Annotated in this window: 12 protein-coding genes; 3 read left to right on the forward strand and 9 right to left on the reverse strand. The window is 42.4% G+C overall.

Going from position 1 to position 18,342, the window contains the following annotated elements:
• Positions 1-543: 543 nt before the first annotated feature.
• Positions 544-999: a rhodanese-like domain-containing protein gene (locus H6G76_RS13810; protein ID WP_190701190.1), complete on the forward strand. Its 456-nt coding sequence runs from the start codon at positions 544-546 to the stop codon at positions 997-999.
• Between the two features lie 72 nt (positions 1,000-1,071).
• On the opposite strand, the gene H6G76_RS13815 is transcribed toward H6G76_RS13810, so the two are convergent.
• From H6G76_RS13815 to H6G76_RS13845, 7 genes are all read right to left on the reverse strand, one after another.
• Complete coding sequence (locus H6G76_RS13815; RefSeq protein ID WP_190701193.1) at positions 1,072-1,701, reverse strand: ribonuclease D; 630 nt, start codon at positions 1,699-1,701, stop codon at positions 1,072-1,074.
• Between the two features lie 62 nt (positions 1,702-1,763).
• Complete coding sequence (locus H6G76_RS13820; protein WP_190701196.1) at positions 1,764-2,300, reverse strand: CAP domain-containing protein; 537 nt, start codon at positions 2,298-2,300, stop codon at positions 1,764-1,766.
• Between the two features lie 210 nt (positions 2,301-2,510).
• On the reverse strand, positions 2,511-2,912 hold the full coding sequence (locus tag H6G76_RS13825) for a BON domain-containing protein (protein ID WP_190701199.1): 402 nt from the start codon (positions 2,910-2,912) through the stop codon (positions 2,511-2,513).
• A 212-nt stretch (positions 2,913-3,124) separates the two neighbouring features.
• Complete coding sequence (locus tag H6G76_RS13830; RefSeq protein WP_190701202.1) at positions 3,125-3,304, reverse strand: hypothetical protein; 180 nt, start codon at positions 3,302-3,304, stop codon at positions 3,125-3,127.
• 76 nt (positions 3,305-3,380) lie between these two features.
• Complete coding sequence (locus H6G76_RS13835) at positions 3,381-4,013, reverse strand: CAP domain-containing protein (RefSeq protein WP_242056387.1); 633 nt, start codon at positions 4,011-4,013, stop codon at positions 3,381-3,383.
• Between the two features lie 386 nt (positions 4,014-4,399).
• Positions 4,400-5,641 (reverse strand): tryptophan synthase subunit beta, encoded by a 1,242-nt coding sequence (gene trpB / locus H6G76_RS13840; RefSeq protein WP_190701205.1) that lies wholly within the window; start codon positions 5,639-5,641, stop codon positions 4,400-4,402.
• A 157-nt stretch (positions 5,642-5,798) separates the two neighbouring features.
• Entirely contained in the window at positions 5,799-6,461 is a 663-nt protein-coding gene (locus tag H6G76_RS13845; RefSeq protein ID WP_190701208.1) for a PEP-CTERM sorting domain-containing protein, read from the reverse strand.
• Between the two features lie 250 nt (positions 6,462-6,711).
• Here H6G76_RS13845 and H6G76_RS13850 point away from each other — a divergent pair, with 250 nt between their 5' ends.
• Positions 6,712-7,059, forward strand: a complete 348-nt coding sequence (locus H6G76_RS13850; protein ID WP_190701211.1) for a translation initiation factor — start codon at positions 6,712-6,714, stop codon at positions 7,057-7,059.
• Between the two features lie 477 nt (positions 7,060-7,536).
• Here the strand turns inward: H6G76_RS13850 and H6G76_RS13855 are convergent, their stop codons facing one another.
• Positions 7,537-10,659, reverse strand: coding sequence for an ATP-binding protein (locus tag H6G76_RS13855; RefSeq protein ID WP_190701214.1), 3,123 nt, complete (start codon positions 10,657-10,659; stop codon positions 7,537-7,539).
• Positions 10,660-11,310: 651 nt separating this feature from the next.
• Here H6G76_RS13855 and fghA point away from each other — a divergent pair.
• A complete protein-coding gene (fghA, locus tag H6G76_RS13860; protein WP_190701216.1) occupies positions 11,311-12,153 on the forward strand; it encodes an S-formylglutathione hydrolase in 843 nt (280 codons plus the stop codon).
• Between the two features lie 98 nt (positions 12,154-12,251).
• Here the strand turns inward: fghA and H6G76_RS13865 are convergent, their stop codons facing one another.
• On the reverse strand, positions 12,252-18,263 hold the full coding sequence (locus tag H6G76_RS13865) for a non-ribosomal peptide synthetase (protein ID WP_190701218.1): 6,012 nt from the start codon (positions 18,261-18,263) through the stop codon (positions 12,252-12,254).
• Between the last annotated feature and the right edge of the window lie 79 nt (positions 18,264-18,342).

The raw sequence follows: 18,342 nt of genomic DNA on the forward strand, positions 1-18,342 counted from the left end.
TAGTTTTGAACGAAAAAACAAGTTTTGAAAGCCTCTCTCCTTGCAGGGGAGAGGTTTGGAGAGGGGTTTTTAACATCCGTCGAACTCACGTTATAGCGGTTCTCGTTCGGATGAAATACGCTTCAACCCCACCCTGTGAACGGGGTGGGGTTGCGACTGTATTGCAACGAAGTGAGAACCGCTATAAATGAGATCCAAACAAATCTGTTGCAAGAGTGCCTATTGCCTGTCTCCACGACTAGTTTGTAAATTAAGTAAGATTGCTATCCAAATCTTTATTCTCTAGCCTCTAATCTCTAGCCACTATTTTTTATTTAGATTTTTAAGATTTTGATATCAACAATAATCTAATTTTGATAACCCAAAATACATAACTATTAACCAGAATAATTGTTCTGATAGCTAAGTATATAAAAAGATAAATTTGTAAAAACTTACTGATCAGCCAGAAGAAAGACTTTTACAACATTCATACCCAGGAAAGAGCAATTAATTTTGTTGATGCCGTTAAATTGCTGTTAGAAAACAGTTTAGGAATATCTTATGACAAACAATATAGTAGGCGGTGTTATTCCTCCACAACCACCTATTGAGCCTCAGTCTGATGTTCATGTACTCAAGTCTCGCTTGGAGTGGGGTGAACCAGCTTTTACAATTTTGGATGTGCGCGATCGCCACACCTATAACGAAGGTCATATCATGGGATCGATGCCTATGCCCATTGATGAATTAGCAGAGCGAGCCGTACCATCCATCGCAAAAAGCCGTGATATTTACGTTTACGGTTCAAATGACGAAGAATCTGCCCAAGCTGCACAAGTACTGCGTTCTGCTGGGTTTGAACACGTATCTCAACTCAAAGGTGGTCTGGCTGCATGGAAAGCAATTGGCGGCCCCACAGAAGGAATCGTTGAATCCAGAACTCCCGCAGGTAAAGACGAGTATAATGTTGTTGAGCGCGTGAAAAGTCACGTAGAAACTCAGAAAAAAGAAGTATAGATTTTTGGTTATTAGTCAAGAGTCAGAGGTCAATAGTCATTGGACAGTTGACTATTGACTTTTGACTATTAACTAATGTTCAAATAAATCTTTGAACTGCAACAAATCTAAAGAAACTATTGTTGGTAGAACTTGAAAGCATTCTTGTGCAAGTTGCCAACGTTCTTCTCGTTTCAGCATTTCACTCAGCTTTTGCTGAACGCTGATTAGATAGCGAACATCGTTAGCAGCATAACTTAATTGAGCTTCTGTTAAATTAGCAGCATTACCCCAATCAGAACTTTGGGAGCTTTTATCGAGTTCTACTTGTTCTAACTCTTGTACAACATCTTTCAAGCCGTGACGGTTGGTGTAAGTCCGAGCTAATTTACTAGCAATTTTGGTACAGAAAATAGGCTGAGTGTAAATTCCCAAGTAGTAGCGCAAAGTGGCGATATCAAAACGAGCAAAGTGAAATATCTTCAGAACATTCTTTGCTTCGAGGAGTTGTTTTAAATTTGGGGAATCAGTTTGTCCTTTAGCGATGCGGATAGCCGTTACCTTACCGTCTGGGTTGCAAAGTTGGACGAGACACAACCTATCACGCTGTGGTAATAATCCCATTGTTTCGGTATCAACAGCGATTGTCTCTGATTGTAAGTATTCGCCCAGTGCAGCTTCACTAAGATCGCGATCGCAAACCTGAAAATCTTGTAATGTCATGAATTACTCAACAATATGCAGTTTCTTCCAGATTAGACACTACATGATTTAGGCAACTCCATTTATCTAGTCAATAGAAAAATTTGCGTTAGATAGACCTCGCCTTGTGCATTAGTAGCTACGCCAACCCCAGTCAGGTTGTATTTACCCTTAATATTTTTTAAATGCCCAGGACTATTCAACCAACCGATGACAGCTTGACTAGCAGGATTACTATATCCCTGATTAACTGCAACATTCTCGCCTGCACTACTGAAGCGAATTGAAATGGCTTTGACGCGTTTTTCTAAACCATGATGGCTAAAGGGAACTTTCCCTGTCGCCATGTTTTGACTGTGAATCCTTGCTTGTCGAGAGATCTTGGCATTCAGAGTCAACTTTGGCAGTTTTTTCGCAACTCGATAGCGGTTAATTTGTTCAAAAACTGATTTCTCTAAAGCAGTCGTGTTAAAGGTAGTAGTTGATGTAGCAACCTGACTAGAAGGAATCTCTTGATTGGGATTGTTGGTAGAAGAGTGACTGGGTATAGGAGTAGTCATGAATCCACTAGCAAGGACAAGCGTACTTAAAGCAATGCCAAAAGCAGGTTGTCGGAACATGAAGAATTTGCAATATAAATGATTTAGACCTATACTCTACCTTCGAGTTCCGAGAATGTAGAACAGGATATTATTCAGAATTAATCAACTCCACAGATGATGATGTTTGCATCTAGTTATGGATTTGACTTTTTACCCTGCAAATTCGCTGCTTTCACAGCGAATTTATGGCATTCAGCTAGCGATTAAGGCAACACGCACCGCCTACGCTTAGGCGGTAATTGTAACCTGGCTAGTGTCTACTTGCTTAGTACCATCTACTTTGGCGGCTGCATCTTTGAGATGATTTAGGATGTCCTGGCTTGGCACAGAACCCTTGAGGACAATAATGCTACCATCTTGACCGATTTGTAGAGATTCAATTTCATCAATATGTGGTGCTTGCTCGAAAGCCTCAGCCACACGTTTAGCTAAACCGAGTTGATCGTATTCACCCTCAAGCCCCATGTATTCAGGAGGTGGAGGAGGTTGATGCTCTCCAGCTTTCTCGCGCCGAGAATGATCGTACTCACCAGTCAGCCCAGGACTCATGCTCGTCTCCGATTGCCCAGAGTCCTTTGTCTTTAGTAAGCTGCTAGTTTCTTCTTCACAAACTCTGTTTAGCCAACTCATTAGTATTACCTACTTACCGTAGTTTGTATCCTTATACTCGCTTTCGCTGTTGATTTTTTATTTTCCAAACCGCAAATTCTTACAGTGATAAGGCAATGAATTGGGAATCGTTGCAATACCTAAAGCTTCATCTTTTATAAGCGAGTATTTGTTTTTAAGATAACTCTTACTACTGTTGATAACTTCTACTAAAAGAAAGGGTTTTATATTTATCACGATATCAGAGTGAAGAAGGAAGCAGCTAAAAAGAGCGCGATCGTAGTCCGGTCTTGGGGGTTTCCCGACAGGAGACGACTGGCGTTGCCAGGGTGCAAGGGTTTTGAAAATTTACCAAAATGTAGAGGTTTAAGTCCCCGACTTGCAAATTGCGTTAGCGAGCCTGTGAGCTTCATTGCCAATTGGTTTAAACCCCTGCATCCTTCTGCAAATCCTTGATTTTTTGATCACAGTGTAAGTTCTATAGCCTTACTACTTCAGAATAAATATTTGGGTAAAGTAAACTTCACCTTTACTATTTTTGGCAACGCCGATACCTGTGAGGTTGTAGTTACCTTTGATATTTGTCCAATGTCCCGGACTATTGCGCCAGCCTTGCACCGCTTGAGTAGCAGGATCGCTATAGCCCTGGTTGTAGGCAACATTCTCTGCTGCACTACTGTAGGAAATACCTGTTGCCTGAACTCGCTGTGCAAAACCAATATGACCAAATGGAACTTGCCCACTAGCCATATTCTGGCTGTGAATTCTAGCTTGATTGTCCATAGCAGAGTTGCGCTGTAATGGTGGCAGACCTTGACCACTCCGCAACTGATTAATTTGTTGATGAACTGAATTTTCTATAGCCGAAAGAGTGGAGGAAGTAGGAGTGGAAGTGGAAGTGTTATTAGTATTGGGTGTGTAAGTATTCCCATTACTGTACCTAGAATTGTTAGTAGTACCACGGTTGTAAGTATTAGTAATATATTGTCGCCATATGTCACTAAAACTTGCTACTTGCACAGACTTTTGTGTATAATTTTGAACTGAAGTTGCAGGTGTGATTGCTCCACCAACAAACATCAAAGCCCCAGCAGCAACGCTGTAGAGTTTTTGCTGAATCATAAATAGGTAGTCCTGAACACACTGAAGCTAATCTAGCCGGACTAACATAAATTCATCCACCGAGTTATCACTTGGTCTTTATGAATTTATCTCACTATCTTTATGAAAAATTTTTAACTCTCAACTGGCAATAACCGTATAAAACCGGATAACAAAAATAAACAAGTACAAAAATATTTCAGTACTTTAATAAGTACACTTAAGTAAATTTAGTTATCAATAAAAACATACTTGACAAATAAGATATCTATATATTTCCGATTTTAATGTATTTTATTTTACTTAATATTGCTACAAATACTAAGTAGGGGTTTAGCACTGCTAAACCCTTACAAAAAATCTGTATGAGGATTGTCGTTAATTGGTATAACTTCTGCCTCTGTTAATTACTGCGGAGTGAGGAATTTAGCTACTGTTTGTACATCCTTGTCTCCGCGTCCAGAGCAGTTAATCACAATCCGGGGACTACCGCTAAGTTGGGGACAGAGGGTTTCGAGATAGGCGATCGCATGAGATGTTTCCAATGCTGGGATAATCCCTTCCAAGCGTGACAATCGCTGGAAGGCCTCCAAAGCTTCTTCATCTGTCACACTAAAATATTCCGCTCGATTAATATCCTTCAAATAGCTGTGTTCTGGCCCCACACCAGGATAATCTAACCCAGCACTAATTGAGTGAGCCTCCGTGACTTGTCCATCCTCATCTTGCAGTAAATAGCTCATTGCTCCGTGCAGAACACCAACTCGCCCTTTTGTCAAGGTAGCAGCGTGTTTGTCTGTATTCACACCTTCCCCTGCTGCTTCTACCCCGATTAACCTTACAGATGAATCATTCACAAACTCATAAAATAAACCCATTGCATTGGAACCGCCACCCACACAAGCCATGAGAATATCGGGCAAACCTCCCCATTTTTCTAAAGCTTGGGTGCGAGTTTCTTGACCAATCACTGCATGAAAATCACGTACCATCATCGGGTAAGGATGTGGCCCGGCTACAGAACCGAGGATATAGTGAGTTGTTTCGACATTCGTCACCCAATCCCGAATCGCTTCGGAAGTAGCATCCTTGAGAGTACCTGTACCCGCCGCCACCGGACGCACTTCTGCACCCATCAGCCGCATTCTAAACACGTTCAAAGCTTGACGTTCCATATCGTGAACGCCCATGTAGATCACACATTCCAGCCCAAACCGCGCGCAAACTGTTGCCGTCGCTACTCCATGCTGTCCCGCGCCAGTTTCTGCAATGATGCGTTGCTTACCCATGCGCTTCGCCAACAACACCTGACCAAGGGCATTATTAATTTTGTGTGCGCCTGTATGATTTAAGTCTTCTCGCTTTAAATAAATTTGTGGCCCACTACCATCAGGACGCGCATAATGAGTAGTTAGGCGTTCAGCAAAATACAACGGTGTTGCACGTCCTACATAATCTCGCAGCAGTTGTTGTAGTTCTGCTTTAAATTCCTCATCATTACGATATTGCTGATACGCTGTTTCGAGTTCAGCTAAAGCAGGCATCAGCGTTTCCGGGACGTACTTACCGCCAAAGCGTCCAAAGCGTCCTTGTGTATCGGGAACCTGAGTAGTTGTGGAAGAATTTGGGGAAAGGGGAGTAGTAGTCACGGAATAATTTTGATGACAAAATATACTACTTTATTATAAAACCCATATTCCCATCTTTATTAATTACTTGTTTATACTGATAGCGAATCCTATTAAGTAAAGTCCTCATTCTCTATTAATGAAGACTTTGATATTTTGATTTCGTCTTGATGATTTTTTACCTATAGCAAGATAACCTCTTGTTTGCCATCAAAGCCGCACCTGCTAGTACAATTGCCAGCAAGCTTCCAGGTTCAGGTACAGCAGCAACGTCCGCATCAAGCCGTGCAGTTCCACCCAACCTACCTACCAAGCTGGGATTATCTAATATGCCTGCTAATTCTGGTGAAATCAGCAAGTTGACATTTGTGATGCTGAGATTTTCACCGTTGAATGCCACAGAATTAGCAGGAATGCTCAAATCAAACAGAACTGTATTGGTAGAAACTGTATCTTTAAGATAGAATCCGCTTACACCGTTGACAGCGCGTGTCGGATCATATCCGAGTGAAAAGTTCCCAATTGTAGTGGTGCTATTGAACAGTACAGTACCAAAGTGTTCGATTGTACCCGCAATTGGTGTAAAACCATTAGCATCACTAAACTTAAAATTTGAAGTTGGCGCAATTTTAAAGCCAAGCAAAAAATTATCTGTAACTGGTGGAATTGTTTGTTGAGGATTAGATAAATTGATCCCAATAGTACTTAGTTCTGGCAAGTCATGATAGACACTTGTTACTCCAGACTTTACCTGATAAATCGTAGCTGCTTTTACAGGTGCAATTGTCATAGCAGCTAGTGTTATACCGCCAAAAATTGATGCAATCTGAGAATAACGCACAAAAAGTCCCTGTATTCAAAAAAAGTATAAAAATAGTTAAGTATTTTTTGCTGGTAACACTTAACTTTAGATTTAATATAAAAGTTAATGATCCTAAATAAAGTTTTGATAAGTTAAAATAAAGACAATATAAAGAATAGCTAACAATAAATTTACGTAGTAGTTATTGTTTCTTTAAAAATTCACCTTTTAACCCGCAGTGAATTAAAGTAGAAGTCACTACTGTATGGTTTTTCTCAATTAAGTTTCTATGTCTTCTTCAAATTCCCAATCTTCTGACAAACGCATGATTTATCGTGAATTTGGTGACGACAACTCTGCCGCCACCGAAAGACCAATTCAGGAACTACCACCGCAGCAACAAAACGTGAGAGTTCAAGCAACCCGCTCTGGGCGCAAGGGTAAAACAGTCACTGTGATTACTGGGTTTCAAGCTAAACCAGAAACTTTAGCAGCTTTGGTCAAACAATTAAAAACCCAATGCGGTACAGGTGGCACTGTCAAAGATAATGAAATTGAAATTCAAGGTGATCACAAACAAAAAATATTGGAGATTTTGATCAAACTAGGTTACAAAGCCAAAATCAGTGGCGGTTAGAATGTTATGGCTGTAGTCACATAGGTTGGGACATTTTAAAAGCGTGAATACTAGGAAAAGCAATACTTTTACCTCCTGCTTTCTGCTATATATAACAACCCATGTAGGAGATCTGAACAAAAATCTATTGCCTATTGCCTCAACCCTATTGTCTGCCTAAATAAGCAGTTTATAAATCAGATAGATTGTTATAGCATTGTCATGCTTGAGAGAAACTTTAACACGCTATGTTTAGCTGTAATTGTATCAGTAATAGCCACAATCATTGGAATCAAAAATTTAGTTTGGTTTGTCCAATTAGTTAGTCCTGAAACGGCGAAAATTGAACGCTCTGATCATCCAAAATAGATACAGCGTTTCTCAGTTTTGTGCAGTACACCTTTCAAGGGGAGAGGCTAGAGACTAGAAAAATATACCTCATCCAGATGAAAAATGCTGTATGGCGTTTTGTGGAAGAGTAGCAGAAGGCTGCAAAACTCAGGATATTTTGAAGTCAGGACGAAGTACGCTAGAGATTGCTTGCACTAATTTCTTGGCTTCTATTGGCTTAGAGATGTGCTTCTGGAAACCCGCTTTGAGTGCCTGTTGCTGATTCATTTCACCAGCATAGGCAGTCAAGGCGATCGCAGGTATTTGTTGACCTTGAGGTAATAAGGTTCTAACTTGCTGGATCAGCATATAGCCATCAACATCGGGCATGGCAATATCACTCAGCAGCACATCGGGTCGGGATTGGGTAAGGGCTACAAGTGCCTCGGCTGCTGAAGACACGGCTATAACTGTTGCTCCATACTGTTCTAGAAGCAAAGCAGTGAATTCTCTTGTGTCGGTTTCATCATCTACTACTAAAACTTTGATATTCCTTAAATCTAAAGATGAGTCCAGCACTGTGCTGTCCTGATTTGTGGCTGGCTGAGTAGATATCAGGGGTAGCTTAATTGTAAAAGTTGCGCCTTGTCCAATCCCCGGACTTTCAACTTCAATTCTGCCACCATGCAGTTCGACTAGGTAACGCGCGATCGCCAATCCTAACCCTAGTCCCCCAAACTTTCTTGTAGTAGCACTATCTTCTTGGCGGAAGTAGTCAAACACGAAGGGAAGAAAATCAGGGCGAATACCCTTGCCTGTATCAGTAATGGTAATTTTGGCATGAGAACCAACCTGCTCTAACTTAATGTTCACTTGTCCCCTTTCCGGAGTGAACTTGATGGCGTTGGACAGCAGATTCCAAATTACTTGTTGCAAACGAGTTGCATCGCCAGAAACTTGCCCAACGTTGGGTTTTAGAAATGCTTGGACTTGGATTGATTTAGCTTGGGCTGCTAACCGCACTGTTTCCATTGCGGCTCTAACGATAGCACTCAGATCAACGTTCTCAACATTAAGCCTGATTTTGCCCCGCAGAATTCGGGAGACATCTAATAGATCCTCAATCAGTTCTGATTGCAACTGGGCATTACGTTGAATAACTGCCAATCCTTGGGCTAGCCGCGCTTCATCTAGTGTGTGGGTCTGAAGTAGAGTCGCCCAACCTAAAATGGGATTGAGGGGCGATCGCAATTCATGAGAAAGCACTGCTAAAAACTCATCTTTGACTCTATTAGCGGCTTGGGCTTCTTCGCGTAATGCTTCTGCGGCTAACCGTGCTTGTTGTTGTGCTTCGTATAAGTGGGCATTCTCAACTGCGATCGATGCCATATGCGCCAACTGCATTAAAATACCTTCATCTGCGACAGTAAACTCACCTTCATATTTATCTGACAGCTGAATCAACCCGATGTTATTTCCATCTCGCCCCATCAACGGTGCGGCTAGCCAACCCCGCAGGGGTGGGTGATTTTCTGCCTCGTTACTAAAATTTCGCCAAGCAGGATGAGATTCCAGTTGAGCTTGAGTCATTCGCATCGGCTGATTGAGCTGACAAACACAGGCGTAAACTCCCGACCCATTTGGCTTTGCATCGTAGTCTTGCCACTGAGCATACTTATCAGACAAGTACATAGAATGAATTGCCTGATCCCAGTTTTGGTCAATGGTCATACTGGCAACAGATTGATGAGCGCCAATAATCGATGCTGCCTGCTGGGTAATTACTTGTAGCACTTCTTCTACAGAAAGGGCAGAATTGATTGCCAGTGCGGCTGTTGTCAATCCTTGCAATTGGTTAGCATAGTTTCTTTCACTGGCAAGAAGTTGCTCTCGCTCAAGTTCAGCTAGCCGGCGATCTGTGATATCACGAGAGATACATAACAACCTTTCAACTTGCCCATCGGCTCCTCTCATGGGAGTGATTTTGTTATCCCACCATTTTGGTTCCCCTGTGTGAGTTGGGCGACAAGCTTGAAAAGTAGCAACTTTGCCGGCTTTAGCGCAAGCGATCGCATTTATTGCGGCTTCTCTGTCTGCTTCTGCCAAAGATTCGATCCATGAAAGGTTGAGAAACGGCGTGATGTCATCGATGCCTACCAATGTCTGTCCCCCCGAATTCATGTACAGGAGTCGCCCTGATAAATCTAACACCTTGATACAATCATCACTACTGTCTAGGATCTGTCGATTGAATTCCTCACTTCGGTGCAAGGCCGCTTCCGCTTGTTTTTGATTCGTAATATCAATTAACAACCCATCCCACACATCTCCTTCTGTGGTTGGTACGGCGCGAGAACTGCCACCAATCCACTTGAGTTTACCTGATGGTGTCATAAACCGCCCTTCCCAACGCCAAGGTAGGAAGTTCTCGACCGCATAAGCAACGGAACTTTTGAATGACTGCAAATCTTCAGGATGAATCAATTCTAAAAAAGAATTTATATCCTGGATAATGGTTTCCGGTTCTAATTCCAACAGTTCACGGGAGCCAGAACTCACAAAGTTAAACTGATGGGAAGTACCTGTGCAGGGCGCGTAACGATAAACTACACCCGGTAAATTTGCTACCAATGCCTCAAACTGAGCTTGGCTGTAATGCGGTGTTGCGCTGTTCGCTTGGTTTTGATGTGGAGTTTTTTGGGCTTTTTGACGCAGATGATTGACCTTTTGTAGAGTCGGGGCGGTCAAGGTGGCTAAACGGCTCATCAACCGAGAGTCTTCCGCATCAAACTGTCGTCCCTCCTGGTGTGTCACAATCCAAAAAGTCCCCAATGGTTGCTCGTTTACATACAGTGGAATTAGCAATTGCTCAACAAGCGGAAACTGTGGATGGTGTAGATAGGTGAAATAACGTTCTGGATAGGCATAAAGTTGTGGCTGCCGAGATGTAAGTGTGGTGCCACAAGGACTAAAATTACCTGGGGTAGTAGTTTGTTCTAAAAACTCTAATGTACCCGCGATCGCTACCCAACAAAATTGTAATTCACCATTGGGCGCGGTTTCTAACAAGCTAACTCCAGCACTATCGGCTTGGCATAGATTGATTGTCATCCGTACCAAGATTTTGAGTGTAGATGAAGGCTCATCAACTAGTTGTTGGGCGATGCTATATATAGCTTGGTGTTCAGCGTCTAAATCTGGCTGCTTGGCTGGACGAATAGCCAGTGCTGCTGTAATTAAGACATCAGCTTCTTCTATAGGAGCCGATGTATTATTGGGGGGAAGACACATTATATATACACAACTCGACTGTGTTTAACTGAAATCAAAATGTCTCACTATAGGACTCATATTTGATTTTTTCAAAAATCAGTATATTGTTACCTACCTTCTTTGCTATTGACTGTTGTCTATTGCCTCCCTACACAAGTATGTTCAGTAATCAAACCAGATTCCTATAATTGTTGGCTAACAAGTTCAACACTGCATCTATTTATAAATGTGTTTAATTTCTTGGCAATACCATCGAGAATTTCTTAGCTTCTTTTATGTAAGTTTTACTTGTTTTATCACTATTTTGGAAAATATAGAGATGCATGATCTAAATTCTAACTACCGTTGAAGTAAATAAAACGACTACAAAACAGACACTGGTATTTTTATTTGTAAAGATTAATCAAGAGACTACTAGTATCAAAAAATTATGCGTAGAAAATATTTTATCTGTAATAAAAAACTGACTGAACTAGCTAAAGATAGATAAGCTGTTCCACATTTAACTTGCATATTTTTGATTTAATAGAAAAACTTCAATCTCTCTCCCCTGCTCTCCTGCGGTCTTAATGTACAAATTATGTGTGTAACAGCTTAGGATTGGCAGTTCTAGTTAAATTGCTCGCTAATTTTACTAGGCTTAGGTGGTAATCAAAAAAATCAAGGCAGATGACTAATCTCAACCTGATTTCAGAATATAAATGCTTTGACGGCCAACTCGGCTTTTACTCTCACTTCTGTGCCACCTGTAACAGTGAAATGCGCTTTGCTGTCTATCAGCCACCGCAAGCACAGCAAAAACCGCTACCAGTGCTTTATTTTCTTTCTGGGTTAACTTGTACAGAAGAAAATTTTATGGTCAAAGCAGGGGCGCAACGTTATGCAGCCGAGTATGGTTTAATTCTGGTGTCACCAGATACTAGCCCACGTCAGACAGGTATTGCGGGTGAAGATGATGAGTGGGATTTTGGCACAGGCGCAGGTTTTTATGTTGATGCTACCGAAGCACCGTGGCGATCGCACTATCAAATGTATAGTTATGTTGTCCAAGAATTACCAACTATTATTGCTGCCAACTTTTCTATACAACCTGACAAGCAAGGAATTTTTGGTCATTCAATGGGGGGACATGGGGCGTTAATTTGTGCGATGAGAAACCCTCAAATCTTCAAATCAGTATCAGCCTTTGCACCGATTGTTGCACCTATGCGTTGTCCTTGGGGACAGAAAGCCTTCAGTCGTTATTTAGGCAATAATCAAGAAAATTGGCGTGCCTATGATGCTAGTGAGTTAGTTAGGCAAGTGGGATATCACAGTCCAATTCTCATTGACCAAGGCACTGCGGATAAATTTTTACCTCAACAGTTGCTACCAGAAGTATTTGAGCAAGCTTGCGCGGCTGTTGGTCAACCCCTAAAATTACGTTATCAAGCAGGATATGACCACAGCTATTATTTTATTTCGAGTTTTATTGCCGACCATATGCGCCACCATGCGATCGCTTTGGCATAAAATGTGAGCGATCGCCTAAATTTTACTCAGTGATAGTATTCAGAACCCCGACTTCTCTAAGAAATCAGGGTTCTTGTAGCCCATCAACTCACTAGCCTCTAGTCTCTAGCCTCTAACCTCTCTCCACCCATAAAACCTGCAACCTGGTCTAAATGTGCCTGCAATTTTGCAGCCAGCACTTTTACATAAGGTTCTTGAAATAAACCAAGGTGATAACCCGGAATCTGTTCGACATCTAAGCCGCCAGCTATTAAATCACCCCAGCCGAATAGCGGATCATATTGTACACCAATTGCATCTAGTCGCTCCCGATCATCAGTCCGCATCAGAACTGCTTTACCGGGATAAACTCGGAAGTTATATTCACTCACAGCTTGAATATTAACTTCCATAATTTCTACGTGCTGGTCAGTCTCAGATAGTTTTTGGGCAGAGTCTAGTAAATAAATAGGCTGAATATTTAAAACATCATTGCTTCTTTTTTTGAGATAGTATTTACTTCTGTTGAAACTGTCTCTAGCAACAGTACGCCAAACTTTCACCCTTTGCCTCAGGTAACTAGGCCCCATTTCTACCAGATTACGGAAATGCTCTCCTATTCGCTGCACAAATGGCAAACGCTGCGTAGACTCTGGTCGGCAAGAATCTATGAATACTAAAGTAGCGACTTGTTCACCTTGTTGACGGAGTTGTTGTGCCATCTCAAAGGCTACAAATCCACCAAAGGAGTATCCTCCTAAAAAGTAAGGCCCTTGGGGTTGAATAGCTTTGATTTCTTTAATATAGTGCGCTGCCATATCCTCTAAGCGAGTGATTAGCGGCTGTTTGCCATCTAGCCCTTGTGGTTGTAGTCCGTAAAATGGTTGGTCTGACCCTAGATGCAGTGCCAATTCCCGGAAACACAATACTTCGCCGCCTAGTCCATGAATGCAGAAAAACGGAGGTTTAGAACCATTTGGTTGAATTGCTACTAGAGATGACCAAGTGGGTGGTGATAGCTGTTGTTGGCTGGCTGCCGTCTTTGGTGCCAAAATTTGAGCTAAAGCTTCAATAGTTCCTGATTGAAACAGAATTGCTAAGGGTAGCTTTACACCAAATGTCTGTTCAATTTGCCAAAACAGTCTGACTGCTAGCAGCGAATGTCCTCCTAGCTCAAAGAAATTATCTTTCACTCCTATAGGCTGGACACCTAAAACTTCTTGCCAAATCTGCGCGAGTTGATGTTCTACTTGATTGCGTGGCGCAACAAAGCTGGCTTCTAATTCTTGTCTAGATAATTCTGGTGTCGGTAACGCCCGACGGTCTACTTTCCCGTTAGCAGTCAAGGGCAAGGTATCTAGTATGGCGAAAGCTGACGGGATCATATACTGCGGCAACTTCCTATCCAGGAAGCGACGCAGCGCGCTAATGCTAAGTGCTGCCTCTGGTTGTGGCACAATGTAAGCCACTAAACGTTGATCACCAGGAATATCTTCACGGGCAATCACTACAGCTTGGAACACTTCAGGGTGTTGAGTTAAGGCTGTTTCAATTTCCCCTGGTTCAATGCGGATGCCACGGATTTTAATTTGATGATCTCGACGACCGAGAATTTCTAGTAAGCCATCTGGACGATAACGACCGCGATCGCCTGTATAGTAAAGCAAATCCTTTTCATCATTCCTAAACGGATTTGGGACAAACCGCGCCTGATTCTCCTCGCTGGCGTTGATATAGCCCAAACTGCGAAATGGTGTCCGCAGCACAATTTCCCCAACTTCACCAATACCACATAGTTGGTTGGTGGCTGTCAAAACCAAAGCTTGAGTTTGCGGTAAGGTCAATCCTACAGGCTGTATCCCTGGTGTTGGGACAGCAGGCACTCTGTGGTAACACTTGGCGAGGGTTGTTTCTGTTGGGCCGTAAAGATTGACAATTTCACCAGATTGAGGGAATGCCGCCCGCCAGGATTGTACGAGTGTCTCTTTCAGTGGTTCTCCAGCCAAGAACAACCAACGTAACTTCCGCAAAGATACTTCTACTGGGACATTAACTAACCAAGACTGCGCCAAGGAAGGCACTGTATGCAGAACCGAAATTTGCTCTCTTTCTAAGTAACGTAGAATTTGCGTCGGTTCCAGGCTATCTTCTGCTTGGGGAATGCATAAAGTTGCACCACTTGTCAAGGGCAGAAAAATTTCCCTGAGGACGACATCAAAAGAAAGTCCAGTTAATTGAGCAACCCGGTCTTGCAAGCCAATGTTAAAGGTCTGCCGTTGCCAGTGGAGGAAGTGTGCCAATCCTTTGTGGCATCCCAGCACACCCTTAGGAACGCCTGTAGTTCCAGAAGTAAAGAAAACATAAGCTGCATCGTCTGGTTTGATGCGGGGCAGTTCTCTAGTTTTACTATCTTGAGGCAGATTGATAATTTTTCCTGTCTGGGCATTCACATAGATAATTTGCAGAGATTGCCATAACTGATTATCTTGTGGACACTGACCATCCAGACACAGCACATATTTTGCCTTCGCCGCTTGCAGCATGAGTTCATGGCGATAGCTAGGCAACTTCGGATCTAATGTTAGTAGTACGCCGCCACTCAAGAGTATGCCCAGCATACTGGCAATTAGCCCGAAACTGCGTGTGCCGTAAACAGCTACAACATCAGATGGCTCGACTCCGTAAGCCATTAACCCTTGTGCTAGGGTTTGAGCTATGTTGCTTAATTCTCTATAGGTGAAACTGCGATCGCCTTGAGATAGTGCAGTTTGTTCTGGGTTGCTGTCTGCCCAAGCTGTGAATAGCGTTGTGACTAATTGGTAGTCTGGTTGCGGCAAAACTACACTTGGATTTGGCAACAACCTTTGAGATTGTGGTGTTACCAAAGAATAACTACTGCATACTTGCTCTGGAACTGCAACTATCTGATTAAGTAAATGATGGAATTGATGCAGCATCTCCATCATTCGCTCTGGTGCAAATAAGTCAGCGTTATAAACTAATTGCAGTTGAATGCCTTGGGTTTGTTCAATGACATACAACGTGATGTCAAACTTAGAAGCTGTTTCTACCCCAGTAACGCGTTCGACAGCCAGCCCTGGTAATTCCAGTTGTGTATCACCCAAATTGAGCATATTAAACCACACCTGAAATAGAGGGTTGCGGCTAGTATCTCGCTCTAATTGCAGTGCTTCTACTATTTTTTCAAAGGGTGTGTCTTGGTGAGCATAGGCTCCTAAGGCAGTTTCTTTTACTTGGGCTAGTAGGGAAGCAAAACTTGGATCACCCGCAAAGTTAGTCCGTAAAACAACTGTGTTGATGAAAAATCCAATTAGCTGTTCAATTTCAGCTTGATTTCGACCAGCAACAGGAGTCCCAATTAAAATATCTTCTTGACCAGTGTAGCGATGCAGTAATGTACCGAAAGCAGCCAATAAGGTCATGAATAATGTTACGCCTTGTTGACGCGAAACTTTTGTGAGTGACGCGCCCAAAGTCGGCGGTAACATCAAAGATTGACTGGCTCCCCGATAAGTTTGCACTAGAGGCCGTGGTTTATCAGTGGGGAGTTCTAAAACTGTCGCCGCCCCAGCTAGCTGATTTTTCCAGTAATCTAGCTGTGTTTCTAGTCGCTTACCAGATAGCCACTGATGTTGCCATACGGCAAAATCGGCATATTGGATTGGTAATGGTGGTAATGGGTTAGGTTTACCATCGAGAAAAGCTGCATAAGTTGCTGCTAACTGCTGCCACAAAATACCTATTGACCAGCCATCAGAGGCAATGTGGTGCATTGCCAACATCAAGATATATTCCTCGGCGGCGATTTGTACCAAGGTAGCTCGCAGCATGAGGTCTGATGTCAGGTTAAAGGGGCGTTTTGCCTCTTGGTTGAGGATTTGTTGTGCTTGTTGCCAAGGATCGCTTGATTGGGATAGTAGGGGCGGTAAGAGCGATCGCAAATCAATAATCTTGAGTTCAACTGGTCGAGGTAAGCTAATTACCTGTACAGGAATACCATCATCAGAAGTAATAAAAGTAGTTCTTAATGCTTCATGTTCTACAACAATCGCATCCAGAGATTTTTGTAGAACATCTATATGCAGTTGTCCCTGCAAATGCTGTGTATCAGTAATAATATATGCCGCACTGTCTGGTTCAAGTTGTTCTAAAAACCAGATGCGCTGTTGGGCAAAGGATAGAGGAAGAGATTCCCGCTTTGCCGGTTGAATAATAGATTGGGTAAGAGTAGTTTCTGTAATTTGGTGCTGGTCAATTACTTGGGCAAACTGAGCAATTGTCGGACTAGCAAACAAAGATTGTAGAGGAATTTCCACACCAAAAGCTTGGCGCACACGAGAAATTACTCTAGTCGCCAGCAGAGAATGACCGCCCAATTCAAAAAAGTTGTTGTGAATGCCGACCTGTTTTATCCCCAGCACTTTTGACCAGATAACAGCTAAGGTTTTTTCTGTATTGCTGCTAGGTGGTACAAAACTAGTTTCCCAGACCAAACTGGCTAAATCTGGTGCTGGTAATGCACGGCGATCTATTTTGCCGTTAGGGTTTAACGGTAGACTATCCAAAAATACAAATACAGCTGGCACCATATGTTCAGGTAGCTGACTTTGCAAAAAGCCACGCAATTGATGTTGGCTTGGTGCTGGTTCTGAGTTGGCTACAACATATGCTACAAGACGCTTCTCCCCAGGACTATCTTCTCTAGCAATCACTACAGTCTGCTGCACAGCAGGATGTTGACTCAGCCGGGCTTCAATTTCTCCTAATTCAATCCGAAAGCCACGAATCTTCACCTGATGATCAATCCGACCCAGAAACTCGATATTTCCATCTGGAAGATAACGAACGAAATCACCAGCTTTGTAAAGCCGCTCTCCAGGTTCGCTACTCAACGGGTGAGAAATAAACTTCTGTTTAGTTAATTCTGGATTGTTGAGATAGCCTCGCGCTAAACCACGACCACCAATGTAAAGTTCACCTGGTTCACCTTCAGGTACAGGCTGTAAATCTTCATCCAGAATATACACCTGTGTATTGGCGATCGGACGACCAATCGGAGCAACGTTATAATTAGTTCCGCTTTGACAAACCCAAAAGGTAGTATCAATAGAAACTTCTGTTGGGCCATAGCAATTAACTAAAACATTATCTAATTTCAAACGAGCCAAAAATAGCTCTACGAGGTCTATCGGTAAAGCCTCACCACCACTGGTGACGTGTCTTAAACTTTGGCAATTTTCAATTCCCTCCTCCTCTAAAAGGACGCGCAGGATGGAAGGTACTAAACCAATGACTGTGATTTGCTGCTCAATAATGGTCTGCACAAGGTAAGCAGTATCCTTATGCCCACCTGGACGAGCCATAATTAACTGACCCCCAAATGACAAAGGCCAAAATATCTGCCATACAGAAGGGTCAAAGCTAAAAGAAATAGTTTGTAAGACTTTATCTTGTGGTGTAATTTTAAAAGTTTTTTGCCGCCATTGTAATGTGTTGTAAATACCACAATGGGGAATCATCACACCTTTGGGGTTTCCTGTAGAACCTGATGTGTAGATAACGTAGCTCAAGTTATCAGGTGTGACTCCACTAACAGGATTTTCTTGACTGTTTTGGGCAATGTCTCCCCAATCTGAGTCCAGACAAATAACTTTAGTCTGAGAAATAGTTAGATTCTTAGCTAGATTCTTGGTAGTTAAAATTACTGGTGATTGAGTGTCTTCTAAGATATAGGCTAAACGCTCTTGAGGATATTCTGGATCTAAGGGTATATAAGCTCCACCTGCTTTGAGAATGCCTAACAGTCCCACTATCATTTCTAAAGAGCGTTCCAGACAAATGCCAACTAATACCTCTGGCCCTACTCCTAATTTTTGCAAGTAGTGTGCTAGCTGATTTGCCCGCCGATTTAACTGTTGATAAGTTAATTGCTGATTTCCAAATACTACAGCAGTGGCATCAGGAGAGCGTTTTACCTGCTCTTCAAACATCTCATGAAGACACAATACAGTCTCCTCCACTTGAGTTACATCAGCCTCCGACAGAATTTTGTCAGCATCGGAATTAGTGAAGTTACTGACATCAACGATTTGCTGACAGTCTAAATACATATTGCTTAATTTTGAATAAGTAGTTAGTTACACAAAGCTTAAAGTCAGCTATCTATACGGATGCTTATAGATATGACAG

This window comes from Nostoc sp. FACHB-152 (assembly GCF_014697475.1).
Classification (GTDB): domain Bacteria; phylum Cyanobacteriota; class Cyanobacteriia; order Cyanobacteriales; family Nostocaceae; genus Nostoc_B.

Coding starts and splice junctions, on each gene's coding strand:
- H6G76_RS13810 (WP_190701190.1), top strand. CDS start 544: ATGACAAACAATATAGTAGGCGGTGTTATTCCTCCACAACCACCTATT.
- H6G76_RS13815 (WP_190701193.1), bottom strand. CDS start 1,701: ATGACATTACAAGATTTTCAGGTTTGCGATCGCGATCTTAGTGAAGCT.
- H6G76_RS13820 (WP_190701196.1), bottom strand. CDS start 2,300: ATGTTCCGACAACCTGCTTTTGGCATTGCTTTAAGTACGCTTGTCCTT.
- H6G76_RS13825 (WP_190701199.1), bottom strand. CDS start 2,912: ATGAGTTGGCTAAACAGAGTTTGTGAAGAAGAAACTAGCAGCTTACTA.
- H6G76_RS13830 (WP_190701202.1), bottom strand. CDS start 3,304: ATGAAGCTCACAGGCTCGCTAACGCAATTTGCAAGTCGGGGACTTAAA.
- H6G76_RS13835 (WP_242056387.1), bottom strand. CDS start 4,013: ATGATTCAGCAAAAACTCTACAGCGTTGCTGCTGGGGCTTTGATGTTT.
- H6G76_RS13850 (WP_190701211.1), top strand. CDS start 6,712: ATGTCTTCTTCAAATTCCCAATCTTCTGACAAACGCATGATTTATCGT.
- H6G76_RS13855 (WP_190701214.1), bottom strand. CDS start 10,659: ATGTGTCTTCCCCCCAATAATACATCGGCTCCTATAGAAGAAGCTGAT.
- fghA (WP_190701216.1), top strand. CDS start 11,311: ATGACTAATCTCAACCTGATTTCAGAATATAAATGCTTTGACGGCCAA.
- H6G76_RS13865 (WP_190701218.1), bottom strand. CDS start 18,263: ATGTATTTAGACTGTCAGCAAATCGTTGATGTCAGTAACTTCACTAAT.